Source organism: Gemmatimonadales bacterium (assembly GCA_030697825.1).
Taxonomy (GTDB): Bacteria; Gemmatimonadota; Gemmatimonadetes; order Gemmatimonadales; family JACORV01; genus JACORV01.
Map to the genome: position 1 here is coordinate 1 of JAUYOW010000290.1, position 25,158 is coordinate 25,158.

The following is a 25,158-nucleotide window of genomic DNA, read 5'->3' on the forward strand; positions in this document are numbered from 1 at the left end:
CTCGAGCCGGGCGGTGCGGGCCGACATGGCCGCGGCGCTCTGGCCGAGCGGCCGGGTGGCCCACGCGCGCGCGGAGTCGTGCGCCGGCTGGAGGGCGCGCACCAGCGCGCTATCCGGGCGCACCGTGGCGAGCGGGATCAGCTCGCCGGTCTTGCGCACGATCTGCCAGCGGCCCGCCCGACGCGCCATGGACAACCGCACGACGGCCACGCTCTGCGCCCAGAACTTCGGCTGCACCACCAGCGTGGTCCCGACCGTGCTGTCGGCGATCTCGCGATGGGTGTGCCCGATGATGGCGACGTCGAGGCCCGGCGACGCCGCGAGCGCCGCCGCGACGTCGTTCTCGGGCGGGACATCGGGGAGGTCGCCGTAGCTCGAGGCGCCGTCGAGACCCGCGTGCGCGACCAGCACGGTGACGTCCGCGCCGTCGGTTCGCAGCTGCCGGATCACCGGCGGGACCGCTTGTGCGACGTCGAGGAAGCGCAGCTGGCCGCGCACCGCCGGGCCGTCCCACACCAGCACTCCGGGAGTGGTGGCGCCCGTGATCCCGATCTGCACGCCGCCGCGCGTCACTATCGTCGAAGTTTCGGCAAGCGGCTGGCCGTTGGCGCGCTGGATGTTGGCGGAGACGTAGAGGAAGCGCGCCGGCACGATGGCACGCGCCATGACGCCCAAGCCGAAGTTGAAGTCGTGATTGCCGAGGGTCGCCGCGTCGTAGCGCATCCGGTTCATGACGTCGATGATCGGGTGCACCGGCTGCGGCGAGATCCGCGCGAAGTACGTGGCGAACGGGTTGCCCTGGATGAGGTCGCCCGCGTCCACCAGCACCACGCGGTCCGGATACCGGCGTCGCAGCGAGTCGATGACGGTGGCCGCGCGCACCAGGCCCAGCGGGGCCTCACGGTCGCGCTCGTAGTCCCAGCTCATCGCTCGGCCGTGGACGTCGGTGGTGGCGACGATGACGATCGTGGTGGTGTCGGCGGCGGCGGAGCGGGCCGCGGGGAGGCGCGCGCCAGGCCGCGGTTGCTGCATGAGCAGAAGGGCGGCCGCCAGCGCGGCGAGAGGGCTCGTCATAGGTGCGCGAAATGTAAGACCGACGTTGCACGTCGCTAGTGGTCCCTGTCATACTGTGGGCCATGCGAATCCCCACCCGGTCCGTTCTCGGGCGCGCCGCCGGCGCGGTCCTCCTCCTCGCGGCTGCGGGACACCGGGCCTTTGCCCAGACCCCTACAGTGCACATCGTGGGCCGGGTCCAGACCCAGTTCTCGGCGGTGACCGGCGATTCGACGTCGAGCTTCAACCCCAACGGCGTCGTGGCTTCGGGATTCGAGGTCCGCCGGCTGCGCCTCGACGCCAACGTCGAGATCGGCGAGAACGTCAGCCTGGTGATGCAACCGGCGTTCGAGATGGGCGCCCTCAGGATGAGGGACGCCTACGTGCGGGTGCGCGTGGCGCACCGCGCGGGCTCGGCGGTCGCGCTGATGATGGGGCAGTTCAAGAAGCCGTTCAATCGCTACGAGCTGAACTCGTCGAACAACCTCCCCTCCATCGAGCGCGGCGCTCGGCTCCGGGGCCTCGCGGAGGTCGCGGCCCAGAACAACCTCCTCCTCTCCGACGGCTACATCGCGCAGGACCTCGGCGCGGCGCTGGACGGCAGCTTCCTCGAGGGCCGCGTCACGGCGCGGCTCGGGGTGTTCAACGGCGCGGGGGAGAGCGCCGCCGAGGTGAACAACGCCAAGACAGTCGGAGTGCGCGCCACGGCGACCGTGCTGCGCACCGCGGACGGCCATCCGCAGCTCAACGTCGGCGCCGCGTTCCTCACGCGGGACCGTGCGGTCACGACGACCGCCACCGGCACGGCGTTCTCACCCGATTCGTCCCACCGCGCCAGCGCGGCCGGTCTCGACGCCGAGTGGGGCGGCTTCCGGCCCGGCCTCCACTTCATCCTCGACCTCGCGAGCGGGGACCACCTCGACGACCCCGCATTCCGATACGACGCCGGACGAAACGAGGGCAACCTGCGGCCTAACGCCCCGGACAGCGCGTTCTCGACCTTCCGGTCCGTACAGATCGTCGGCGCCTGGCGCGTCCAACTCGCCGCCCCCGCCGGTACGCGCCTGGTCAAGATCATCGAGCCGGCGCTCAGGGTGGACCTGACGGACCCCGACGCCGACCGTGACGATGACGCTGGGATGCTGGTCACCGCTGTCCTCAACCTCTATTTCACCCCGACGACGGTGATGCGGGCCGGCCTCGACTGGTACCGATACCGCGACGCCGCGGGGGCGAGCCGGTCGATCCGGGCCTTCCGGCTGGCCTGGCAGGCCAGCTTCTAGCCGGCATGAGGCGGGCGCGGTGAGCGACGAGCGCATCCTTGTCGTGGATGACGAGAAGGACATCACGGCACTGGTCGCGTACCATCTCGCCAAGGCCGGCTACCGCGTCGTCACCGCAGGGACCGGCCCCGCGGCCCTGGAGGCCGCACAACAGGACCCACCCGACCTGGTCGTCCTCGACATCATGCTACCGGGGCGCAGCGGCTATGAGGTTCTCGAGGAGCTACGCCGCCGCGAAGAGACGCGGGACGTCGGCGTGATCCTGCTGACCGCGCGCAAGGACGAGGCCGACCGCATCAGGGGCCTCGCGGGAGGAGCTGACGACTACCTCACCAAGCCGTTCAGCCCTGAGGAGCTGGTGCTGCGCGTGGGCGCGGTGCTGCGTCGCCTGCGCGCGCCCGCCGGAACCGGCACCGGAGCGGTGCTCAGGGTAGGTTCGATCGCGATCGATCGCGCGGCGCACACCGTCGCCGTTGAAGGTGAATCGGTCGATCTCACTCCGATCGAGTACCGTCTGCTCCTCCTGCTCGCCGAGCGGCGCGGGCGAGCACAGAGCCGGCCGCAGCTCCTCGAGTCGGTGTGGGATGCACAGGCCGACATCCAGACGCGCACGGTGGACATGCACGTGCAGCGGCTCCGCGCGAAGCTCGGTGCCGCCGGTACGATGCTCGAAACCGTCCGCGGATTCGGCTACCGTCTCCCCTCAGCAAAGGACGCGCCGGACCGGTGACGCTTACGCGCAAGTTGCTTCTTTCCTACCTGGCGCTGGTCGGAGTGACCGCCCTCACGCTCGTCGTCGCGGCGGACCGCCTGCTCCGCGCCCGGCTCAGCAGCGAGGCCGCCGTCGAGCTGGAGCGCGAAGCGCGCTTCCTCGGTGCCGCGGCGCGCGGGCGCAGCGGCGCCGAACTCGATTCGACCGTGCGCTCGCTCGGTCGGGCGACGGACCGCCGACTGACGATCGTCGACGCAAACGGCGTCGTGATCGTGGACTCCGATTTTCGTCGCGACGAAGTGGCCTCGCTCGAGAACCACGCCGATCGGCCCGAGGTGCGCGCCGCACATGCCGGCCGTACCGGCATGGACCTGCGGCGCAGCGCATCGACCGGCCGCTGGGAGCTGAAGGTCGCGGTGCCGATCGGCAACGGGGCGGTAGTGCGGGTGTCATCGCCGCTCCCCCAGGTGGACGCGCTGGTGGCGGACGCGCAGGGCGCGGTGCTGCTCGGCGCCGTGATTGCCGCCGGCGTCGCCGCGCTGCTGGCGCTCGGTTTCGCCGGGGACGTAGCGCGCCCGCTCGTCCGGTTGCGCGACGCGGCGCAAGCCATAGCGGGGGGCGAGAGCCCGGCGCTCGACCTCCGCGGCCGTGACGAAGTCGGAGACCTGGCACGCGCGCTTCGCACCGTGGACGAGCGCCTGAGCGCACGGCTACGGGAGCTGGAGCACGAGCGGTCCGAGATGGCAGCGCTCATCGCGTCGATGGTCGAGGGTGTGGTCGCGTGCGACGCGTTGGGTGCCGTGACCACGCTCAATCCTGCCGCGCGGCTCCTGCTCGGCCTCGGATCGGACGACCGACCCGCGTCCGTGCGCGAGTTGTTCCGGCAACGCGCCGCGCGCGAGGCCGTGGACGCGACGCTCGCTGGCGGTGCCACGGCAGGCCTCGAGGTCGAGCACGAGAACCGCACCATTCTGCTTTCGGGCCAGGCGCTTCCCGGGGGGGGAGCCGTGTTCGCGCTCCACGACGTCAGCGACCTCAAGCGCCTCGAGACGGTCCGACGCGACTTCGTGGCCAACGTCTCGCACGAGCTCAAGACACCGCTCACCGTGGTACGCGGGTACGCGGAAACCCTGCTCAAGGACGACCCCCCTTCGGACATCCGGCGGGGCTTCCTCGATACGATGCTCACCCACTCCCGTCGAATGCAGCGGCTCATCGACGACCTGCTCGACCTCTCGCGCATCGAGTCGGGTGCGTGGCGGCCCGAGCCCGCGGCCATACCGCTGTCGGCAGCCGTCGCCGACGCCTGGCGATCGCTGCGGGACCGACCCGGGGCGGGAACGCTCGCGTTCACGACCCAGGTCGATCCCAACTCCGCGGCGCTCCAGGTAGATCCCGGGGCGCTGCAACAGATCCTGCTCAACGTCCTCGACAACGCGGTGCGCCACACGCCGGCCGGCGGGCGCATCGCGGTGCGGGCGCGACGCGACGGGCCGGACGTGCGCCTTGACATCTCCGACACCGGCGCCGGCATCCCGGCCGAGCATCTGCCCCGCATCTTCGAGCGCTTCTACCGCGCCGACCCCGCTCGGGACCGCGAACGGGGCGGCACCGGCCTCGGCCTTGCCATCGTCAAGCACCTCGTCGAGGCGCATGGCGGGCACGTCGAGGCCGAGAGCACCGTCGGTACCGGCACGACGATTCGGATGCGCCTCCCCGCCGCCTAGTCGCTCTTTACCGAATCGTTACACGACCACGGCTTCGGCGTGACACGCCGGAGCGAGGTTCTCTCCGTGTCGAGCGACCCCTCTCACGGAGCAGACTGCATGCGCATTGCTGGAGTCCGCGCCATGGCCCGAGTCCTGGCCATCGCAACCTCGGCCGCCTTCGCCACCGGTGCGGCGGCCCAGACCCCCAACATCCGCGTCGCGGGCCGGGTCCAGACCCAGTTCGCCACGGCCTCCGGCGATTCGACCGGCAGCTTCAACCCGAGCGCCGTCGTGAGCTCGTCCTACGAGATCCGGCGGCTCCGTATCCAGGCCGACGTCCGCCTTGGCGACAACATCAACATGGTGCTCCAGCCCTCGTTCGAGATGGGCGCGCTGCGGATGCGCGACGCCTACCTCCGCGTCGTACTGTGGCACAACCCCACGTCGGGGTTCGGCCTCACCATGGGCCAGGAAAAGAAGCCGTTCAACCGCTACGAGCTGACCAGCTCCAACAATCTGCTTTCCATCGAGCGAGGCGCCCGCTTCCGCGGATTCAGCGGCGTGGCGGCACAGAACAACCTCCTCGAAGAGAACGGTTACCTCGCCCACGACCTGGGCGCGAGCGCGGACTTCACCACCTGGCAGAACCGCTTCACGGTCAAGGCCGGCCTATACAACGGCTCCGGCGAGAGCAGCAACGACGTCAACAACGCCAAGACCTTCGGAGCGCGCGCCACGGCGACGGTGATCGCCGACGAGGAGGCCCGACCGGTGCTGCGCCTGGGCGCCGCGGTCGTCTCCCGCGACCGAAGCGTCACCACGACGGCGACCAGCACCACCTTCTCGCCCGACTCCTCGCGCCGGACCTCGGCCATCGGTCTCGACGCCGAGTGGGGCGACTTCCGGCCCGGGCTGCACGTCATCGCCGACTTCGCGTCGGGCAAGACGTTGCGCAGCGGCACCGACTGCCTGAACGGCACGACCGCAATCTCCTGCCGGGTCGACGTCGGCAGGAACACCGCGAATCTTCGTCCCAACACACCGGACTCGGCTTTGGCGACGTTCCGGTCGTTCCAGGTCGTCGGCGGTTGGCGCTGGCAGCCGGACGACCCGAACGGCACGCGACTCGTCAAGATCATCGAGCCCGCGCTGCGCCTGGACTACACCGACCCCAACACGAGCCGTGACGACGACCATGGCATGCTGATCACGCCGGTGCTCAACGTCTATTTCGCGCAGACCATGGTGCTGCGGGCCGGCCTCGACCTGTACCGGTACAAGGACGCGGCGGGCGCGAGCCGATCCTTCCACGCGTTCCGCCTGTCCTGGCAAGCCAACTTCTAGGAGCATGCTGATGAGAAAGACCGCGATCGTCCTCCTCGCCGCCGGTCTCAGCGCCGGCCCGCTGCCGGCGCAGAGCGACATCCGCCTAACGGGCGCCGGCGCGACGTTCCCGTACCCGATCTACTCGAAGTGGGTATTGGAATACACGCGCACCCGCCCGAACGTCGAGATCAACTACCAGTCCATCGGCTCCGGCGGAGGCATCCGGCAGTTCACCGACCGCACGGTGGACTTCGGCGCCACCGATGGGCCGATGACCGACTCACAGATCACGGCCGCGCGCGGGAATGTGCTGCACGTCCCGACGGTGCTCGGCGCCGTGGTGCCGATCTACAGCGTCCCGGGCTTGACCCAGCAGCTCCGCTTCACCCCGGAGATCCTGGCCGCGATCTTCCTCGGTCAGATCACCAACTGGAACGACAGCCGGATCGCCGCAGCCAACCCCGGCGTCACCCTGCCGGACCGCGACGTGCTCGTGGTGCACCGCTCGGACGGCTCCGGCACTACGTACGTGTGGACGGACTACCTGGCCAAGGTGAGCCCCGAGTGGGCCCGGCGGGTCGGCAAGGGCACCGCGGTGAGCTGGCCCGTCGGACTCGGCGGCCAGGGCAATCCCGGCGTCGCCAACACGGTTCAGCGCACGCCCGGCGCGATCGGCTACGTGGAGCTGGTCTACGCACTCCAGAACCGCATCGCATACGGGCTGGTGCGAAACCGCGCCGGCGCCTTCGTGAACGCGACACTGGCATCGACAACCGCCGCCGCGGCGGCCGCCGTGGCGGCGCTTGGTGAGGACACCGATTTCCGCGTTTCGATCACCGACCCCGTGGGAGCGGACGCCTACCCGATCGCCTCGTTCACCTGGATCTTGCTCCCGCGCGAGATGAGCGACGCCGTGAAGGCCCGCACCCTGCTCGAGTGGCTCTGGTGGTGTACCCACGACGCCCAGCGCTTCACCACCGACCTGGGCTACGCCCCGCTCCCCGAGCGCGTCGTCCGTCTGCTCGAGGCACGTCTCAAGTCGGTGACCGTGCAGGGCCGGCCGGTCCTGGCAGCCAACTACGGCCAGGAGAGCCCGCGTCGCCGAAGCTGAACCCGTGACCATATCGCCGGTCGTTCTTCACGAGACCACCGCTCCTCGGCTCTCCGCCGACGAGCGGTGGAGTGCGCTTCGGACCGTGAGCCGCGCGGACCTGTTCTACCGCATCGTGCTCACCGTCCTGGCGCTGTCGCTGCCTTTGCTCCTCCTCACCATCTCGGGGGAGCTGCTGGTTGGCGCGTGGCCGGCCATCCGCCGTTTTGGTTTCGGCTTCTTCGCCCGCAGCGCCTGGGACCCCGTGGCCGGCGACTTCGGCGCGCTCCCGCTCATCGTAGGAACGCTGTACTCCTCGCTCGTCGCGATAGTGATCGCCGTGCCGCTCGCGCTCGGCGTCTCGATCTTCCTCACCGAGTTCGCGCCGCGCCGGCTGCGGCGTCCCGTCGCGACCCTCGTCGAGCTGCTCGCGACGATCCCGAGCGTTATCTACGGGTTGTGGGGGATCTTCGTGCTCATCCCGCTGCTTAGGGACGTGGTCTGGCCGGTGGTGCGTCCCATCGTCGGGTGGATGCCGATGTTCAGGGGAACCTTCTACGGCCCCTCCGTGCTCGCCGGCGGCGTCATCCTCGCCATCATGATCCTCCCCTACATCGCCGCCGTCTCGCGCGAGGTGCTGCTCGCGGTCCCCCCGGCGCAGCGCGAGGCCGCGCTCGCCCTCGGCGCCACCAGGTGGGAAGCGGTGTGGACGGTGATCCTGCCGTACGGCCGCGCCGGGATCCTCGGCGCCGTGATCCTCGGCCTGGGGCGCGCGCTGGGCGAGACGATGGCGGTCACCATGCTGATCGGAAACACCCACGAGATCTCCGTCTCGCTGGTGCAGCCCGGGTACACCATCGCCTCCGCGATCGCCAACGAGTTCGCCGAGGCGGTGAGCCAACTGCACCTCGCCGCGCTGTTCTATGTCGGGCTCGTGCTATTCCTCATAACCGTGATCGTGAACGCCCTGGCGCGCGTTCTCATCTGGCGCGTCGCGCGCGGGTCCGCGGCCGGAAGCTCGGCGGTCTGATGTCGTCGCGCACCGCCCGCCGCATCGTCGGAGCCGCGATGACCGGCGCCACCTACGGCGCCGCCGCGCTCGCCCTACTGCCGCTCGCCGCGATACTCGCGATGCTCCTGCTCAAGGGCGCCGGCTCGCTCGACTGGAACTTCTTCACCAAGTCGAGTGTCCCGCTGGGCGAGGACGGCGGCGGTTTCGCGCACGCCATCGCCGGCACGATGCTCATCGTCGGGGTGGCCTGCGCCATCGGCATCCCGGTGGGGGTGGGCGCGGGCATCTTCCTCGCGGAGTTCGGGAACGGGCTCCTCGGCTGGCTGGTGCGCTTCGTGGCAGATACGTTGAACGGCACTCCTTCGATCGTCATCGGCATCTTCGCGTGGACCTGGATCGTTCGACCTACCGGCCGCTTCTCGGGCCTCGCGGGCGCGGCAGCGCTGGCCTGCATCCTCGTGCCGATCATCGCGCGTACCACGGAGGAGATGGTCCGCCTGGTGCCGAACTCGCTGCGCGAGGCCGCGCTCGCCCTGGGCTACCCGCGCTGGCGCACCTCGCTCCAGGTGGTGGTCCGCACCGCGGGAACGGGCATCGTCACCGGCTGCCTGGTCGCCCTGGCGCGGGTGGCCGGCGAGACGGCGCCGCTCCTGTTCACCGCGCTCGGCAACCAGTTCTTCTCCACCAACCTCCTGGGCGCGATGGCGGCGCTGCCGCTCCAGGTGTACGCGTACGCGGTGGGCCCGTACGAGGAGTGGCACCGGCAGGCGTGGGCCGGGGCGCTGGTCCTCATCCTGCTGGTGTTGATCATCGGAACCGCGGCCCGCATCGTGACCGGGGGAAGACGTGCCGGTGGTTGACCGCATGGCTGCCGTGGGCCTGACCGCCTGGTACGGCGGGACATCCGCCATCCGGGACGTGACGCTGAGCGTCCGCGCCAACACCGTGACTGCCCTGATCGGCCCTTCCGGATGCGGCAAGTCCACCTTCCTGCGCTCGCTCAACCGCATGCACGAGCTGGTGCCGGATGCGCGCGTCGCGGGCCGCGTCCTCCTCGACGGCCACGACATCTACGCCCCCGGCGTCAACCCCATCCAGGTACGCCGCAGCATCGGCATGGTCTTCCAGAAGCCGACGCCGTTCCCGACGATGTCCGTCGCGGAAAACGTGGCCGCCGGTCTCAGGGTAGGTCCGAAGCTCGGTCGCGCCGAGCGCGAAGCGATCGTCGAGCGCGCCCTGCGCCGGGCCGCGCTCTGGGACGAGGTGAAGGACCGCCTGCACCATTCCGCACTGGATCTGTCGGGCGGGCAGCAGCAGCGCCTCTGCGTCGCCCGCACCCTCGCGCCGGAGCCGGAGGTCCTGCTGCTCGACGAGCCCACGGCCTCGCTCGATCCGGTCGGCACCGCGCGCATCGAGGAGCTGGTCCGCGAACTCAAGTGCGACTTCACCGTGATCATCGTGACGCACAACCTCCAGCAGGCCGCGCGGGTCTCCGACGTGACCGCCTTCTTCTACCTCGGAGACCTGGTCGAGGTCGGGCCTACTACCCAGATCTTCACGGCGCCCGCTCGCGCGCAGACCGAGGCGTACGTGACCGGACGGTTCGGATGAGCGCCGTCGCTCCCGCCGTGCTCGAAGCGAGCGTCGTCGGCGCCGGCCCCGCGCTCCGGGCGGAGCGGTATTCCTTCTGGTACGGCCCGAGCCAGGCGTTGTTCGAGGTCTCGCTCGACGTCGCCCGCCACACCGTCACCGCCCTCATCGGCCCGTCCGGTTGCGGGAAGTCGACCTTCCTGCGGTCCGTGAACCGGCTCCAGGAGCTGCTGCCGAACACGCAGCACACCGGCGAGATCCTTTTCGACGGAGGATCGGTCTTCCGCCGCGGCGTGGATCCCGTCGAGCTCCGACGGCGAATCGGCATGGTGTTCCAGCGCCCGAACCCGTTCCCGAAAAGCGTCTTCGACAACGTGGCCTACGGGCCCCGCGTGAGCGGAGCAGCCTCGGAGCGGGACATGCCCGGCATCGTCGAGCGCTCGCTCCGCCGCGCCGCGCTCTGGGATGAGGTGAAGGACCGGCTCGACGACCCGGGCACGTCGCTGTCCGGCGGGCAGCAGCAGCGCCTGTGCATCGCGCGCGCCCTTGCCAACGAGCCCGAGATGTTGCTCATGGACGAACCCTGCTCGGCCCTCGATCCGATCGCCACCATGCGCATCGAGGAGCTGATCGTCGAGCTGAAACGCGAAGTCACCATAGTCATCGTCACCCACAACATGCAGCAGGCGGCGCGCGTGTCCGACGACACCGGATTCTTCTATCTCGGCCGGCTCGTCGAGTTCGGGCCCACCGAGCGGATCTTCACCAGTCCGGCGGACGAGCGCACCGAGGCCTACATCACAGGGAGATTCGGATGAGCGAAGGACCGGTGCGGCACTTCCACGAAGAGCTCGCGATCCTCAAGCAGCGGCTGATCGCCCTGTCGAGCGAGGCGGAGGAAGCCGTGGGAAACGCGGTCGCAGCGCTGTTGAAGCGCGACCGGCAGATGGCGCAGGCGGTAATCCGCGGCGACCGCATCATCAACACCCAGGAAAGCAGCATCGAGGAGCAGGCGTTCCAGTTGATCGCGCTCCACCAGCCGATGGCCCGCGATCTCCGACTTATCTTTTCCGCGATCAGGATCGTGCACAACCTCGAGCGGGTCGGCGACCACGCGGTCAACATCGCGCAGTCGGCAGAGCGGCTGCTCGAGTACCCGCACATCATCCCTGAGCCGGAAATCGTCGAGATGGCCCGGCAGTCGCGCCAGATGCTCGGGGACTCCCTTTCGGCCTTCGTTCGGGGGGACGGCCCGCTCGCCCGGGAGGTCTGCCGCCGCGACGATGCCGTGGACTCCCTCAACGACTCCGTCTTCCGGATCCTCCTCACCCACATGATGGAGGACCAGCGGAGCATCGGGCCTTGCATGGAGCTGCTCCTGGTGAGCCGGAACCTGGAACGCGTGGCCGACCTCGCCACGAACATCGCCGAGGATGTAGTATTCGTAGCTGAAGGAAAGACCATCAAACACCACGCCGAAGACGAGTTCCAGTCAGGGTCCGATGGGCATTCGGGAGGCACATAAGTACCCGGGCCGCTTGATCGTCGTCGAAGGCATCGACGGCTCGGGGAAGTCCACCCAGCTCTCGCTCCTCCAGACGTTCCTGCTGTCGGAGGGGTACGACGTGTCGTTCACCGAGTGGAACTCGAGCCCGCTCGTGAAGGACACGACCAAGCGCGGGAAGAAGAAGAATCTCTTTTCGCCCACGACCTTCTCGCTCATCCACGCCACCGACTTCGCCGACCGCCACGAGCGCTCCATCCTGCCGCCGCTCCAGTCCGGCCTGGTGGTGCTCGCGGACCGCTGGGCGTACACCGCTTTCGCGCGCGACTACGTGCGCGGCTGCGACCCCGAGTGGCTCCGCAACCTGTATGAGTTCGCGACCCGGCCCGACCTCTCGCTCTACTTCCGGGTGGACATCGACACGTCGGTCGCGCGCATCACCGGCGGCCGCATCCAGCCCAGGTACCACGAGGCCGGCATGGACCTCGGCCTCTCGCCCGATCCCATCACCAGCTTCCGGCTCTTCCAGAGCAAGGTGCTCGAGGTCTACGAGGGCGTGGCCAAGGAGTTCGAGCTGACGGTCATCGACGGCTCGCGATCGGTCGTGGAGCAGCAGCGCGAGGCGCGGCGCCTCGTAAAGCCGCTTCTCAAGGGCCTTCGGCGCACCGGACTCACCCGCCCGGTCCTGGCGGCGCGCTGATGGAGACCCGCTTCTACGGCAGCGGGCTCGGCAGGCTCGAGGTCGGGGCGCTCCCAGGGCACCTCATCGTGATCGAGGGCGCCGACGGCGTCGGCCGCTCCACGCACATCGAACTGCTCCAGGGCTGGCTCGAGGGCCATGGCTTCGCCGTCGCCTCCACCGGGCTGAAGCGCTCAGCGCTCACGCGCCGCGGCATCGTGTCGGCCAAGCAAGGGCACTCCTTCGACCGCACGACGATGTCCCTCTTCTACGCCACCGACGTCGCCGACCGGATCGAGCACGAGGTCATCCCGGCGCTGCGCTCCGGCTTCGTCGTGCTGTCCGACCGCTACGTCTTCACCACCATGGCGCGCGGGCTGGTCCGCGGCCTCCATCGCGAGTGGCTCGACAAGCTGTACGGCTTCGCGCTGGTCCCGGAGCGGGTCCTGTTCCTCCGCCTCGACCCCGACGAGCTGATCCGCCGCACCCTGCGCCGCGGCGCCGAGCTGGACTACTGGGAATCCGGCCGAGACATCGGCCTCGCGCCGGACCTCTACTCGTCGTTCCGCCAGTACCAGTCGCTGATTCTCCAGGAGTTCGACCGGATGGCGGAGACGTACTGCTTCACGACGATCGACGCCTCGCGCTCGGTCGAGGAAGTGCAGTCCGACCTCCGCCGCGAGCTGGCGGGGCTCCTTGATCCCACGCTTCTCGCGCCGATGGGCGATGCCACCGACTGAGCGTTTCGCGGCGATAGACGTCGGATCCAACTCGATCCGCTGCCTGATCGCCGAGCGCGGCGACGACGGCCACCTCCACGTCATAGACGACCTCAAGGACCAGCCGCGCCTGGCGCGCGGCCTCGCGGCCACCGGCCGCCTCTCTGATGAGGCGATCGAGCGGGCCATCGAAGCCCTGGGCCGAATGAAGCAGGCGGCCGAGCGGCGGGGCGCGACGCGGGTCGCCCTGGTAGCGACCTCGGCCGTCCGCGACGCTTCGAACGGCGCCGACTTCGCCGAGCGGGTGAAGCGCGAGATCGGCATCCCCCTCGAGGTCATCGACGGCGAGACCGAGGCTCGCCTCGCGTTCCTGTCGGTGCGCGAGCACTTCGCCATCGTCCGGGGACGCACCATCGTGGCGGACATCGGCGGCGGGAGCCTGGAGCTGGTACTGGCCGTGGGTGGCATGGTGGAGCACGTCGTCTCACTCCCCTTTGGCGCGGTGCGGATGACGGAGCAGTACCTCTCGGATCACCGGCCGACCGAAGCCGCGGTGCGCCGGCTCAGGAGCGCGGTCCGCCGGCGCCTGCGCCGCGCGCTCGTGGCGCGCGAGTGGAACGGCGCGAAGCTCTACGGCTCCGGCGGGACGTTCACCAACGCGGCCCGGGTCGCGGCATTCCGCGATCAGGGAAGCGAGCCGACGGGAGGCGTCCACGGCGGCACGCTCTCGCTCGCGGAGCTGCAACGGATCCTCGAGTGGCTGAGCACGCTCTCTCTCGAGGAACGCCTCAAGGTTGGCGGCCTCAACCCCGAGCGCGCCGACATCATCGTCGCTGGACTCGCGGTGGCGGCCGAAGTCCTCGAGCGGTTCGACGCGCGCGGCGTGACCGTCTCGGCGTTCGGGCTGCGCGAAGGGTTGCTGCTGCACCTCGCCACGCCGACCGACGAGCAGCAGCCCAGCCGCGCCAAGGCGCTGCGCCGCTTCGCCGACCGCTGCCGCACCGACCGGCGTCACGTGGAGCAGGTGCTTCGGCTCTCCAAGCGGCTATTCGACACCCTGGGCAAGCACCTGGGCTGCGTGCCGGCGGACTGGGAGCTGCTGGAGGCGGCGGCGCTGCTCCACGACGTCGGGCAGTTGGTCTCGTACCAGAGCCATCACAAGCACAGCTACCACCTCATCGCGCACGCCGAGTCGCTGCCGTTCTCGCCGAGGGACCGGATGCTGGTGGCGGTGATCAGCCGCTACCACCGCAGCCGCCCACCGACCAAGAAGCATCCCGAGTTTGCGGTGCTGGAGCCCGAGGAGCGTGCCCGGGTGCGCCGGATCGTGGCGCTGCTGCGCGTCGCGGACGGGCTGGACCGCGGGCACGTGGCGGCGGTCGAAGCGATGAAGATCCGGGTGATGCCTGGAAGACTGCTGATTGACGTGGTGCCGCGCCTCGCCACGACCGACCTCAAGCTCGAGCTTTGGGGCGCGAAGAGGAAAGCGGACTTGCTGGAGAAGTTGTTGGAGAAGGAAGTGGTGGTGCGCGCCGCGGCGGTCGCGGAGACCAAGAAAGCGGCGAGCTAGCGGCGCATCGCCGTTGGGGAGGGCCGGCGTCAGTACGGCTGCCCACCCCCCCCTGCCGGCGCACACGTCCCGCTGGTGCACGACGCCCCGTGCGCGTGCGGCTGCTTCAGCAGCTCGGCCAGCGGCAAGGGCCCCGGCCCGAGACACGTCACGAACCCCACCCCGCTCGACGTCCCGATCCGGCTCGCACCGGCGGCGATCATCGCCAGGGCGGTCGCGCAGTCCCGCACCCCGCCCGACGCCTTCACGCCCAGATCGTCACCCACCACCAGCCGCATCAGCCGGACCGCTTCGGTCGTGGCGCCGCCCGAGGCGTGGAAGCCGGTGGAGGTCTTGACGAAGTGCGCGCCGGCCTCCTTCGCGATCGCGGAGGCCTTCACGATCTCCTCGCTCGTCAAAGCTGAGCTTTCGATTATCACTTTGACGATGGCGCGCCGCGACGCTTCCACGACCGCCCGGATGTCGTCCTCGACGTAGGCCCACTCACCGCCCTTCGCGCGGCCCAGCGCGATCACCATGTCCACCTCGCCCGCGCCGCCGGCCACGGCCTCAGCCGCCTCAGCCGCCTTGGCTCGCGACGTGGTGGCGCCGAGCGGGAACCCGCACACCGTGGCGACCGCGACCTCGGCGCCTTCCAGCTCCTTCGCGCAGAGCTCGACCCACCCTGCGTTCACGCACACCGCCGCGAACCGGTGCTGCCGCGCCTCCCCGCACAGCTTCACGACTTCCTTGCGGGTCGCCTCGGCCTTGAGCAGCGTGTGGTCCACGAAGTCCGCCACCCGGCGCGCGCCCTTCGCCGGTGACCACGCCGCCTTCATCACGTTCGGCCCGCGCCAGGAGATGTCCGTGATGGCGACCGCCGCGGGTTGCGTCGCCGGCGCCAGGGCCAGCGCCAACGCCCCCCTGCTCACTGCCTCCTGCCGACCACTGCGCGTCGGCGCGTCTGCGCGTCTACCGCCGACTGCCTTCCTGCCCGACTGAATCCGGGCTACGATCTCATCCGCCAGCGCATTGAGCTCAGCCTCGGTCACAGGACCTGCCTCCCGCGTATGTCCACTCGATCCAGCACGCCCACTATCACCGCCTGCACGGGTATCCATTGATCGTCGAAGATCTTCCGCGCCGACGAACCCTCCTGCACCACGAGCACCTTGTCACCCACGCCCGCGTCCACCACGTCGAGGCAGATGACTTCCGTGCCCTCAGGCTTCAGGTCGAGGGAAAGCCGCCGCACCAGCAGCAGCTTCTTCCCTTCGAGCCGTTCATTCTTGTGCGTGGAAACAACATCGCCGACCACGGTGCCAAGGTACACTCAGCCTCCAAGAGGGGAGCGGTTCCTGGGGGAGCGGTACCCTGGGGTGCGCCACCGCTGGTACCGCTCCCCGCTCCCCGCTCCCCGTTCACTCCCCATGAATGTCCAACCTGTCAACCTTACCCACCACCGCGGCGTCAACAGCGACGTCGAGCTTCCACAAAGCAATCGATGCCTCTCGCGCCGTGATGTAGTAGCACAGCTCGCCCGGGCCCAGCCCGAACGTGTCGGCCGCGACCACCGGCCCGCCGCGTTCCTTGCCAGAAGCATCCACCGGCTGGAGCCACTGCAACGGAATCCCTTGCAGCGTGTCCTGCTTCGCGGTGGAGACCACGCGGCCGATGATCCTGGCGAGGTACATGTCAGCGGGCACAGGGGCACAGGCGCACAGGCGCACAGGCGGCGTCCCTTCCGTGCCGCTGTGCCCCTGTGCCCCTGTGCCCGCTGATCACCGCCACCCCATCCGCTGCGGCCGCCACTTGTGCACCTGCCGAGCCGCCACGTAGTCCGGCCGCGCGAACAGCTTGATCAGCGCCGCCCCGACCACGAACCCGCCGAGGTGCGCCCCGAACGCCACGCCACCCCCGTCGCCGGCACCCAGCGTGCCCAGCAGCTGCAGCAGCATCCAGTAGCCGAGCATGACCCACGCCGGCAACGCGATAGTGGTGAGGAAAAAGCCGATCGGCACCAGGGTGAAGACACGAACCCTGGGATAGAGGACAACGTATGCCCCCATGATGCCGCTGATCGCACCCGACGCCCCGACCATCGGCACGACCGATCCTGGACCCAACCCGACCTGCATCGCCGCCGCGCCGATCCCGGAGAGCAGATAGAACAGGGCGAAGCGCGGCCGCCCCATCGAGTCCTCGACGTTGTTCCCGAAGATCCAGAAGAACCACATGTTGCCGAGCAAGTGCATCCACGACCCGTGCAGGAACATCGACGTGAAGACATGACTCAACTGCCGCCCCGGACCGACCCTACAGAATACCCCTCGGCCCATCTCGAAGCTGGCGCCTGGCTCGGCGATCAGAGTCAACTCCCCGGGGATCAGCCCCAAGTCGCAGACCGACTTCACGAGCGGCGAGCCCGCGCCCGCCCCCTGCACCAGTACCCAGGCGAGTACGTTGAGTCCGATGATAACGAAGGTGATGACCGGCGTCCGCTCGGTCTTGTTCTCGTCGCGGTAAGGAAACACCTGCCCAACCTAACCCGCCAACCGGGCCTGTCAACGAACAGCAGCTGTCGTTCTGGCAGATTTTGGCAGGGTTAGGTGCGGCATACGGCTTGCTCCGCGACGCTCTTGGGGATTACCGCATCCATTACCCTAGCGTTCGGAGCTTCGACATGGCGGAGAAGATCATCGGTATCGACCTCGGCACGACGAACTCGGTGGTCGCTGTGATGGAAGGCGGCGATCCGGTCGTCATTCCGAACGCGGAGGGCGGCCGCACCACGCCCTCGGTCGTGGCCTTCACGAAGGACGGCGAGCGGCTGGTGGGCCAGGTTGCCAAACGCCAGGCCGTCACCAACCCGCTCAACACCATCTTCTCGATCAAGCGCTTCATGGGCCGCCGCACCGGCGAGGTCACGGAAGAGATGAAGCGCATCCCCTACAAGGTGCGCGCCGGTCAGAACGACCTCATCTCGGTCGAGATCGGCGGCAAGACGTACACGCCGCCCGAGATCTCCGCGATGATCCTCCAGAAGCTGCGCCAGACCGCGGAGGACTACCTCGGCCACAAGGTCGAGAAGGCCGTCATCACCGTGCCGGCCTACTTCAACGATGCGCAGCGCCAGGCCACCAAGGACGCGGGGAAGATCGCGGGCCTCGACGTAGTCAGGATCATCAACGAGCCCACGGCATCCGCGCTCGCCTACGGCCTCGACAAGAAGAAGGAAGAGAAGATCGCGGTCTACGACCTGGGCGGCGGCACCTACGACATCTCGGTCCTCGAGCTGGCCGAAGGCGTGTTCGAGGTGAAGTCCACCAACGGCGACACGCACCTGGGCGGCGACGACTTCGACCAGCGCGTGATCGACTGGCTGGTGGCCGAGTTCAAGCGCGACCAGGGCATCGATCTCTCGAAGGACCCGATGGCGCTCCAGCGCCTCAAGGAGGCCGCGGAGAAGGCCAAGTGCGAGCTCTCGACGGTCATGCAGACGGAGATCAACCTCCCGTTCATCACCGCCGACCAGTCGGGGCCGAAGCACCTGAACCTCTCGCTGACGCGCTCCAAGCTCGAGCAGCTGGTGGACGACCTCGTCCAGCGCACGCTCGAACCGATGAAGAAGGCGCTGGCGGACGCGAACCTGAAGCCCGAGCAGATCGACGAAGTGATCCTGGTCGGCGGGCAGACCCGCATGCCCAAGGTCCAGGAGATCGTGAAGGGCTTCTTCGGCAAGGACCCGCACAAGGGCGTGAACCCGGACGAGGTGGTCGCCATCGGCGCGGCCATCCAGGGCGGGGTGCTGGGCGGCGAGGTGAAGGACGTCTTGCTCCTCGACGTGACCCCGCTGTCCTTGGGCATCGAGACCTTGGGCGGCGTGACCACAGTGCTGATCCAGCGGAACACCACGATCCCGACCAAGCGCTCGGAGGTGTTCTCGACCGCCGACGACAACCAGACGACAGTCGAGATCCACGTGCTCCAGGGCGAGCGTGAGATGGCGGTGGACAACCGCACCATCGGCAAGTTCCAGCTCACCGGGATCCCGCCGGCCCCGCGCGGAATGCCGCAGGTCGAGGTTGGTTTCGACATCGACGCCAACGGCATCCTGCACGTGTCCGCGAAGGACAAGGCCACCGGCAAGGAGCAGAAGATCCGCATCGAGGCCAGTTCGGGCCTGGCTGACAAGGACATCGACAGGATGGTGAAGGACGCCGAGGCACACGCCACGGAAGACAAGGCGCGTCGCGAGGCGATCGAGACCCGGAACCGGCTCGACGGGAAGGTCTACGACGTCGAGAAGAACGCCAAGGAGTGGTCGGACAAGCTGGAGCCGGCGATGAAGGAGCGGCTGGAGAAGGCGGTGGAGGGCGCGAAGTCGGCGCTGCGCACCGGCGACGCCGCCGGCATCAAGACTGCTACGGAGGAGCTTGAGGCCGTCTACGGCGAGGCCGGGCGCTCGCTTTACTCGCAGGCGCAGGCCGCTTCCGGCACGACTCCGCCCCCGGAGGGGGAGGCCGGCGCTGCAGCCGGCGCCGAGGCCAAGAAGGAAGACGTGGTCGAAGCCGATTACGAGATCGTGGACGATTCGAAGTCGTCCTGAGAACCCCGGCCGCCGGCCGGGGTATAGTTGACGAACCTCAACGCAGGATCGGAAGCACTATGTCGTCCAGGGGCCGAGATCTTCTGAAGCTTTCCGGCATCATCGGCGTGGCTTTCGCGCTGGGACTCGCCTTCGCGTCGGCGCTGGATCTGCCCCGGCCGGGCGTGGCGCAGGCGCGTGAGCGGTCGGTAGCCAACGTGCAGGCCGCGCCGGCCGCCCGTGGCGCGATCGGGGCGCTGCCCAGCTTCGCCGACGTCATCGAGCGGGCGAAGCCTTCCGTGGTGTACGTGCGCACCGACCGCCGAGCTCCGGCGCAGGCGGCGCGGCCGCGGAACGTCCCGCCGGAGTTCGACGACTTCTTCCGGCGCTTCCAGCAGCCGGAGCCGCGCGTCCGCGAGGGGTCGGGGAGCGGGTTCATCGTATCCCCGGACGGCTACATCCTGACCAACAACCACGTGGTGGCTGACGCCGACCACATCTACGTCACGCTGTTCGACAACCGGCAGTTCCCGGCCCGCCTGGTGGGCCGGGACGCCAACACCGACGTGGCGGTGATCAAGATCGACGCGACCCGCCTGCCCGCCGCGACGTTCGGCAACTCGGAGCAGGTGCGCATCGGTGACTGGGTGCTCGCGATCGGGAACCCGCTCGGCTTCACCTTCACGGTGACCGCGGGGATCATCAGCGCCAAGGGCCGGACGCTCGACGGGCTGCGCGATCCGGACCAGCGGTACACGATCCAGGACTTCATCCAGACCGACGCGGCCATCAACCCCGGCAACTCCGGCGGGCCGCTGATCGACCTCCAGGGCAACGTGGTCGGCATCAACAGCGCGATCGCCTCGCAGACGGGGCTGTATTCCGGCTACGGCTTCGCGATCCCGATCAACCTCGCCCGCCACGTCATGGACGACCTCATCGCCACGGGTCACGTCACCCGGGCCATCCTGGGCATCAGCATCCGAGAGATCACTCCCGAGGACGCCGACTACGTCGGGCTCCAGAACGTCCGCGGGGTGGTCGTCAACGAGTTCCCGGACCGCAGCTCGCCCGCACGAAGCGCGGGCATCCAGCCGGGCGACGTCATCGTGGCGCTCAACGACACGACTGTGGACCACGTGGGCCAGCTCCAGCAGATGGTCGGCTTCCGCCGCCCCGGCGAGACGGTGCGCGTGACGGTAGTGCGGCAGCGTGGGGAGCGCCGGACGTTCGAGGTGCGCCTCGCGGCCGCGGAGCCCGACAGCCAGGTGGTCGCGCGCGCCGAAGCTCCCCGCGGGAAGGCGGCTCCCTCCGAGATGGAAGGCCGGCTCGGCATCCAGGTCGAGGTGTTGCCGGCCGAGGCGATCCGACAGGCCCGCCTCTCCGAGGACCAGCGCGGCGTGCTCGTCTCCGACGTAGAAGAAGGCGGCCCGTCATGGCGGCGGATCGCCGCCCCGGACGAGGGTGGGCCCGAGCTCATCCTATGGGTGAATCAGGCGCGGGTGCGTACTCCCGAGGAGTTCCAGCGGGCGGTCCGCGCGGTGGGTCGCGGAGAAGTCGTGCAGCTCCGCGTGTTCAATCTCCAGTCGGGCCAGGCCCGGATAGTGCGCGTTCGCTCGCGCCGGTAAGCAGCGGCCGGTTCATCGTGGATCCACGAGCGCCCGCCCCCGGCGGGCGCTCGTCGTCTCCTTCCCCGCGGGTTATCTTTAAGGGTACGCGCGAGAGTGGCGGAATCGGCAGACGCGCGGGCCTTAGGAGCCCGTGGGGGTGACCCCGTGGGGGTTCGAGTCCCCCCTTTCGCACCTCACCAAGAGTTGCAGAGTTGCAGAGTTGCAGACAGCAAGCAGCTAACAGGAGACAGGAGACCAGTTTGACCGAGGCAGCAACCGTCAAGAACGAGATCGAGATCACCGTAGAGAAGAGGGATGCGGCGAGCCGCACCTTCACGGTGACCGTCCCCGCCGAGCGGGTGCGCGCGGCCGAGGATGAGACCACGGCGTGGTACGGCAAACGCGCCAAGGTGCCGGGCTTCCGGAAGGGGCACGTGCCCGCACCGGTGGTCCGCCGCCGGTACGGGGACGCGATCCGGCAATCGGTGCTCGAGGACCTGCTGCGCGCGAGCTGGGAGCAGGCCCGGACCCGGGAATCGCTCAAGGCTATTGGTGAGCCGCACATCCACAACCTGAAGTTCGAGGAGGGTGCGCCGCTCACGTTCGAGCTGCGCGTGGACGTGAGGCCCGACATCGCGCTCGACCGGCCTGGGGGCTTCCACCTGACGCGCCGTGTCACCGCCGTCGCGGAAGAAACGGTGGACGCGCAGCTCCTGGCGCTGCGCGAGCAGAGGGCGCCCTGGGTACCGGCCGACGGCAAGGCCAAGCCCGGCGACCTGGTGCAGGCGACGATCGTGAACCTCGACGAGGCCGAGGCATCGGCTCCGGACCCGGTCCGTTTCGTGCTGGGCCAGGGACGCGCGCTCCCGGACCTCGAGGCGCACTTGATGGAGCTGGACGTGGAGGCCGCCTGGGAAGGCACGTTGCGTTTCCCGGATGACCATCCCGACGAAGCCAAGCGCGGCCAGAGCCGGCGCGTCCGGGTGACGCTGTACGAGGTGAAGCGCCAGTCCCTGCCCGAGCTGACCGACGACTTCGCCCGCGAGCTGGGCGACTTCGATTCGGTGGCAGCGCTGCGGACCGCCGTGCGTGGCGATCTCGAGGCCGACGCGCGCCGCGACGCCGAGGCGCGGCTGCGCGGAGAGCTGGTCGACCAGATAGCCGCGGCCAACAACATCGCCGTCCCGCCGTCGCTGCTCGAGCGCACGCTGCGCGCCTACCTGGCCGCGTACGAGGTCCCGGAGGAACAGCGCGACCGCTTCGCGTCCGAGTTCCGGCCGGTCGCCGAGTCGGGGGTTCGCCGCGAGCTGATCGTGGACGCCGCGGCCGAGAAGCTAGGCCTGGCCGCCACGCAGGACGACCTCGAGACCCGCCTAGCCGAGATCGCGGCGCGGCGGGGCGAGCCGCCGCACGCCGTGAAGGCGGCGCTCGAGAAAGCCGGCCGCCTGCGCGAGCTCGAGCGCTCGCTCACCGAAGAAAAGGTCTTCGCGCACCTCCTCGGTCTGTCGACCGTGGAAGACGCGCCCATCGCCCGCTGAGAAGCGAGCCGAACCCCAGACCCGTGAGTCGTATGTCGACGCTCTATCCGCCTTACATCATCGAACGCTCCAGCCGGGGCGAACGCACCTACGACATCTTCTCCCGGCTCCTCATGGACCGCATCATCTTCCTGGGCGTCCCGATCAACGACGACGTGTCGAACATCATCATCGCCCAGCTGCTCTTCCTGCAGGCGGACAGCCCGGACAAGGACATCTACGTGTACCTGAACTCCCCGGGCGGCCTGGTCTCGTCGGGCATGGCGATCTACGACACCATGCAGCACATCAGCGCTCCGGTGAACACGATCTGCATGGGAATGGCCGCCTCGATGGGCTCCTTCCTCCTCGCGGCCGGCCGCAAGGGGAAGCGTTCCGCCCTGCCCCACTGCCGGATCATGATGCACCAGCCGTCGGGCGGGACTCAGGGCACCGCCGCGGACATCGAGATCCAGGCGCGGGAGATCCTTTACCTGCGCGGGAAGCTCAACGACCTGTACGCCAAGCACACCGGCCAGACGATCGAGCAGATCGAGAAGGACATGGACCGGGACCGGTTCATGTCGGCCGAGGAGGCCAAGGCCTACGGCATCATCGACCACGTCCTGGCCCCCGGCGCCTTCCCCGCGCCGGATGGCAAGAAAGTCTAGCTTCTTGACTGGCGCGTCGGCCGTCCCCTACTATTGCGAGGGCGGCCGAACCGCCCACGACCTATCATGACCAACGACCGGCACTTACGCTGCTCCTTCTGCGGCAAGTCGAAGGATGCGGTCCGGAAATTCATCTCCGGACCGTCGGTCTACATTTGCAACGAGTGTATCGCCCTCTGCAACGAGATCCTGGCTGAGGACGAGGAGCGGGAGGTCGCCGAGGCGATCACCCAGGTCCCGACCCCGGTCGAGATCAAGGAGATCCTGGACCAGTACGTCATCGGCCAGGAGAGCGCGAAGAAGGCCATCTCGGTCGCCGTCTACAACCACTACAAGCGCATCAACTCGCAGTCGCTCAAGGACGGCGAGGTCGAGCTCGAGAAGTCGAACATCCTGCTGATCGGCCCCACCGGCGTCGGCAAGACGCTCCTGGCCCAGACGCTGGCGCGGATGCTGGACGTGCCGTTCACGATCGCGGACGCGACCACGCTCACCGAGGCGGGTTACGTCGGTGAGGACGTCGAGAACATCCTGGTGCGGCTGCTGCAGGCGGGCGACTTCAACGTCGCCGAGTGCGAGCGCGGCATCGTCTACATCGACGAGATCGACAAGATCGCGCGAAAGAGCGAGAACCCCAGCATCACGCGCGACGTCTCCGGCGAGGGCGTGCAGCAGGCCCTGCTCAAGATCCTCGAGGGCACGGTGGCGTCGGTGCCGCCGCAGGGGGGCCGCAAGCACCCGCAGCAGGAATACATCCAGATCAACACCAAGGATATCCTCTTCATCTGCGGCGGTGCGTTCGACGGGCTCGACAAGATCATCGAGTCTCGGACGGGGCGGCGGCGGATCGGGTTCACGAAGGAAGAGGTCGAGCTCGGCGTCCCCGAGAAGTCGAAGCACAATCCGTACGGAGAGGTCGAGCCGGACGATCTGCTGCGCTACGGGCTGATCCCGGAGCTGATCGGCCGGCTGCCGGTGGTGGTCGCGCTCGAGTCGCTCGACGAGGACTCGCTGGTCCGCATCCTGGTGGAGCCGAAGAACGCGCTCACCAAGCAGTACCGGAAGCTGTTCGAATTGGAGGAAGTGCGGCTCACCTTCGACCAGGAGGCGCTCCGCGCGGTGGCTTCCAAAGCCATCGGCCGCGGGGCCGGGGCGCGCGGCTTGCGCGCGATCCTGGAGAGGGTGATGACCGACATCATGTTCGACCTGCCCGGCCGCGAAGACGTGAGCGAGGTGGTGATCACCAAGGAGTGCATCGCCGAGGGCCGCCAGCCGCTGCTGGTCACGGAGCGACCGCGGGCCAAGAAAGAGGCGTGACGTGACGCGGACCGAGGCCCCCTCCCAGAGGGGGCTTTTGCTGAGCGAGTACCTCACGTCGTTGACCCGTGCCGATGCGCCGATCCCGGGTGCGCCGCTACCCGAGATCGCCCTGGTGGGACGGTCGAACGTAGGCAAGTCGTCGCTGCTCAATCTGCTGGTCGGCCGGCGCTCGCTCGCCCGGGCCAGCCGGACCCCCGGGAAGACCCGCGCGTTGAACGTCTTCGGCTGGGGCGGCCGTTGCTACCTGGTGGACGTTCCGGGGTACGGATGGGCGAAGGTGGGTCAGGCCGAGCGCACCGCCTGGCGCCGCCTGGTCGAGCGATACCTGGCCGAGCGTCCCTCCCTGGCAGCGGTGATCTGGCTGCTCGATATTCGTCGGGACCCGTCGCCGGACGACCGCGACCTCCGCGCCCGCCTGGTAACGCGGGCTGTGCCGACGCTCGTGGTGCTCACCAAGGCGGACCAGGTGGGGCGCGCGAAGCGGGCGGGGCGCGCCACCGCGATCGGCGCGGCGATCGGCATGGACGGGAAGGATTTCCTGCTCACCAGTGCGCGCACCCGCGAGGGTGCCGAGGAGCTCCGTGAAGCGGTTCTTGCGTTCCTGGGTTGAACCGGCGCTGGGCCTGGCGATGGCGTGCGCGCCGGCCGCCGGCGTGGCCCAGGACAGCACCGACGTTCCCCCCGCCGGCTTCGGTACCCTGCGCCAGGACCAGGTGGGCGTCCGCATAACCACCGAGAACCTGGCGGTGCGGACGCTGCCGCTCGATGAGCGCATCATCCGCCTCCTGGCTTCCGACGCCTACCGCTCCCTCCACGAGCTGGTGCAGAGCCGGGCTGCGGACATCGCCGCGGCGGCGCGCGCCGCGGGGCACGACAGCGCCGTCATCTTCGTGGTGACGTACTTCGCCCTCCAGCCCCAGGTGCGGTTCAATCCCGACCAGTTGTACGTATCGAGCCAGAACACCTTCTTCCGCCCCATCGGCATCGTCCCGCTGACGGCGCGGTGGAGTGAGTACCAGCTCGACCAGCGCCAACAGGCGATCGCCATCTACCTCTTCGAGCCGGGCGTCGTGGTGATGCGTCCCTTCACGGTGTTCTACGGCGACCGCAGCTCGGACGCGTGGGCGGGCACGCTGCGGGTCCTCGACGGCGAGCGCACTCGCGTGCGATCCCGCGCCGCAACCCAGCCGCCACAACCCTAGCCGGAGCGTTTCGCGCCCCCGCCC

The 25,158-nt window shown here is 69.1% G+C and carries 25 protein-coding genes and 1 tRNA gene; 21 read left to right on the forward strand and 5 right to left on the reverse strand.

Going from position 1 to position 25,158, the window contains the following annotated elements; genetic code table 11:
• A partial coding sequence (locus tag Q8Q85_14265) for a metallophosphoesterase (GenBank protein MDP3775420.1) occupies positions 1-1,074 on the reverse strand: 1,074 nt, incomplete at its 3' end.
• A 62-nt stretch (positions 1,075-1,136) separates the two neighbouring features.
• Here Q8Q85_14265 and Q8Q85_14270 point away from each other — a divergent pair.
• From Q8Q85_14270 to Q8Q85_14330, 13 genes are all read left to right on the forward strand, one after another.
• The gene (locus tag Q8Q85_14270) at positions 1,137-2,336 is read left to right on the forward strand and encodes a porin (GenBank protein ID MDP3775421.1); all 1,200 of its coding nucleotides are present in this window, start codon (positions 1,137-1,139) and stop codon (positions 2,334-2,336) included.
• A 19-nt stretch (positions 2,337-2,355) separates the two neighbouring features.
• The gene (locus tag Q8Q85_14275; protein ID MDP3775422.1) at positions 2,356-3,066 is read left to right on the forward strand and encodes a response regulator transcription factor; all 711 of its coding nucleotides are present in this window, start codon (positions 2,356-2,358) and stop codon (positions 3,064-3,066) included.
• On the forward strand, positions 3,063-4,775 hold the full coding sequence (locus tag Q8Q85_14280; GenBank protein MDP3775423.1) for an ATP-binding protein: 1,713 nt from the start codon (positions 3,063-3,065) through the stop codon (positions 4,773-4,775). The genes Q8Q85_14275 and Q8Q85_14280 overlap by 4 nt, the downstream gene beginning before the upstream one ends.
• A 123-nt stretch (positions 4,776-4,898) precedes the next feature.
• Entirely contained in the window at positions 4,899-6,101 is a 1,203-nt protein-coding gene (locus Q8Q85_14285; protein ID MDP3775424.1) for a porin, read from the forward strand.
• A gap of 10 nt (positions 6,102-6,111) precedes the next feature.
• The gene (gene pstS, locus Q8Q85_14290) at positions 6,112-7,194 is read left to right on the forward strand and encodes a phosphate ABC transporter substrate-binding protein PstS (protein ID MDP3775425.1); all 1,083 of its coding nucleotides are present in this window, start codon (positions 6,112-6,114) and stop codon (positions 7,192-7,194) included.
• A 4-nt stretch (positions 7,195-7,198) separates the two neighbouring features.
• On the forward strand, positions 7,199-8,203 hold the full coding sequence (pstC, locus tag Q8Q85_14295) for a phosphate ABC transporter permease subunit PstC (protein ID MDP3775426.1): 1,005 nt from the start codon (positions 7,199-7,201) through the stop codon (positions 8,201-8,203).
• Positions 8,203-9,045, forward strand: a complete 843-nt coding sequence (gene pstA, locus Q8Q85_14300; protein ID MDP3775427.1) for a phosphate ABC transporter permease PstA — start codon at positions 8,203-8,205, stop codon at positions 9,043-9,045. Before pstC ends, pstA begins: the two co-directional genes overlap by 1 nt.
• A 4-nt stretch (positions 9,046-9,049) precedes the next feature.
• Positions 9,050-9,796 carry a phosphate ABC transporter ATP-binding protein PstB gene (pstB, locus tag Q8Q85_14305; protein MDP3775428.1) on the forward strand — a complete coding sequence of 249 codons (747 nt, stop codon included), beginning with the start codon at positions 9,050-9,052 and terminating at the stop codon, positions 9,794-9,796.
• Positions 9,793-10,593: a phosphate ABC transporter ATP-binding protein PstB gene (pstB, locus tag Q8Q85_14310; GenBank protein ID MDP3775429.1), complete on the forward strand. Its 801-nt coding sequence runs from the start codon at positions 9,793-9,795 to the stop codon at positions 10,591-10,593. Before pstB (Q8Q85_14305) ends, pstB (Q8Q85_14310) begins: the two co-directional genes overlap by 4 nt.
• Complete coding sequence (gene phoU / locus Q8Q85_14315; GenBank protein ID MDP3775430.1) at positions 10,590-11,300, forward strand: phosphate signaling complex protein PhoU; 711 nt, start codon at positions 10,590-10,592, stop codon at positions 11,298-11,300. Before pstB (Q8Q85_14310) ends, phoU begins: the two co-directional genes overlap by 4 nt.
• Positions 11,301-11,313: 13 nt before the next feature.
• On the forward strand, positions 11,314-11,979 hold the full coding sequence (locus Q8Q85_14320; protein ID MDP3775431.1) for a thymidylate kinase: 666 nt from the start codon (positions 11,314-11,316) through the stop codon (positions 11,977-11,979).
• A complete protein-coding gene (locus tag Q8Q85_14325; GenBank protein MDP3775432.1) occupies positions 11,979-12,698 on the forward strand; it encodes a thymidylate kinase in 720 nt (239 codons plus the stop codon). Before Q8Q85_14320 ends, Q8Q85_14325 begins: the two co-directional genes overlap by 1 nt.
• A complete protein-coding gene (locus Q8Q85_14330) occupies positions 12,685-14,247 on the forward strand; it encodes a Ppx/GppA phosphatase family protein (GenBank protein MDP3775433.1) in 1,563 nt (520 codons plus the stop codon). Before Q8Q85_14325 ends, Q8Q85_14330 begins: the two co-directional genes overlap by 14 nt.
• 29 nt (positions 14,248-14,276) lie before the next feature.
• Here the strand turns inward: Q8Q85_14330 and deoC are convergent, their stop codons facing one another.
• The 4 genes from deoC to Q8Q85_14350 form a co-directional block, all read right to left on the reverse strand.
• On the reverse strand, positions 14,277-15,158 hold the full coding sequence (gene deoC / locus Q8Q85_14335) for a deoxyribose-phosphate aldolase (protein ID MDP3775434.1): 882 nt from the start codon (positions 15,156-15,158) through the stop codon (positions 14,277-14,279).
• Positions 15,159-15,274: 116 nt separating this feature from the next.
• Positions 15,275-15,559 carry a EutN/CcmL family microcompartment protein gene (locus Q8Q85_14340; protein MDP3775435.1) on the reverse strand — a complete coding sequence of 95 codons (285 nt, stop codon included), beginning with the start codon at positions 15,557-15,559 and terminating at the stop codon, positions 15,275-15,277.
• 88 nt (positions 15,560-15,647) lie between these two features.
• The gene (locus Q8Q85_14345; protein MDP3775436.1) at positions 15,648-15,920 is read right to left on the reverse strand and encodes a EutN/CcmL family microcompartment protein; all 273 of its coding nucleotides are present in this window, start codon (positions 15,918-15,920) and stop codon (positions 15,648-15,650) included.
• An 87-nt stretch (positions 15,921-16,007) separates the two neighbouring features.
• A complete protein-coding gene (locus Q8Q85_14350; protein MDP3775437.1) occupies positions 16,008-16,760 on the reverse strand; it encodes a rhomboid family intramembrane serine protease in 753 nt (250 codons plus the stop codon).
• 149 nt (positions 16,761-16,909) lie between these two features.
• Here Q8Q85_14350 and dnaK point away from each other — a divergent pair, with 149 nt between their 5' ends.
• The 8 genes from dnaK to Q8Q85_14390 all read left to right on the forward strand — a co-directional run bounded on the left by dnaK (position 16,910) and on the right by Q8Q85_14390 (position 25,134).
• Complete coding sequence (dnaK, locus tag Q8Q85_14355; protein MDP3775438.1) at positions 16,910-18,835, forward strand: molecular chaperone DnaK; 1,926 nt, start codon at positions 16,910-16,912, stop codon at positions 18,833-18,835.
• Between the two features lie 59 nt (positions 18,836-18,894).
• Positions 18,895-20,442 carry a Do family serine endopeptidase gene (locus Q8Q85_14360; GenBank protein MDP3775439.1) on the forward strand — a complete coding sequence of 516 codons (1,548 nt, stop codon included), beginning with the start codon at positions 18,895-18,897 and terminating at the stop codon, positions 20,440-20,442.
• A gap of 90 nt (positions 20,443-20,532) precedes the next feature.
• Positions 20,533-20,616 (forward strand) — tRNA-Leu (locus tag Q8Q85_14365).
• Positions 20,617-20,684: 68 nt separating this feature from the next.
• Positions 20,685-21,962: a trigger factor gene (gene tig / locus Q8Q85_14370; protein ID MDP3775440.1), complete on the forward strand. Its 1,278-nt coding sequence runs from the start codon at positions 20,685-20,687 to the stop codon at positions 21,960-21,962.
• 32 nt (positions 21,963-21,994) lie between these two features.
• On the forward strand, positions 21,995-22,612 hold the full coding sequence (locus Q8Q85_14375; GenBank protein MDP3775441.1) for an ATP-dependent Clp protease proteolytic subunit: 618 nt from the start codon (positions 21,995-21,997) through the stop codon (positions 22,610-22,612).
• Positions 22,613-22,678: 66 nt separating this feature from the next.
• Positions 22,679-23,929, forward strand: coding sequence for an ATP-dependent Clp protease ATP-binding subunit ClpX (gene clpX, locus Q8Q85_14380; GenBank protein MDP3775442.1), 1,251 nt, complete (start codon positions 22,679-22,681; stop codon positions 23,927-23,929).
• 1 nt (position 23,930) lies between these two features.
• Positions 23,931-24,542: a ribosome biogenesis GTP-binding protein YihA/YsxC gene (yihA, locus tag Q8Q85_14385; GenBank protein MDP3775443.1), complete on the forward strand. Its 612-nt coding sequence runs from the start codon at positions 23,931-23,933 to the stop codon at positions 24,540-24,542.
• Positions 24,514-25,134 carry a hypothetical protein gene (locus Q8Q85_14390; protein MDP3775444.1) on the forward strand — a complete coding sequence of 207 codons (621 nt, stop codon included), beginning with the start codon at positions 24,514-24,516 and terminating at the stop codon, positions 25,132-25,134. The genes yihA and Q8Q85_14390 overlap by 29 nt, the downstream gene beginning before the upstream one ends.
• Positions 25,135-25,158 lie beyond the last annotated feature (24 nt).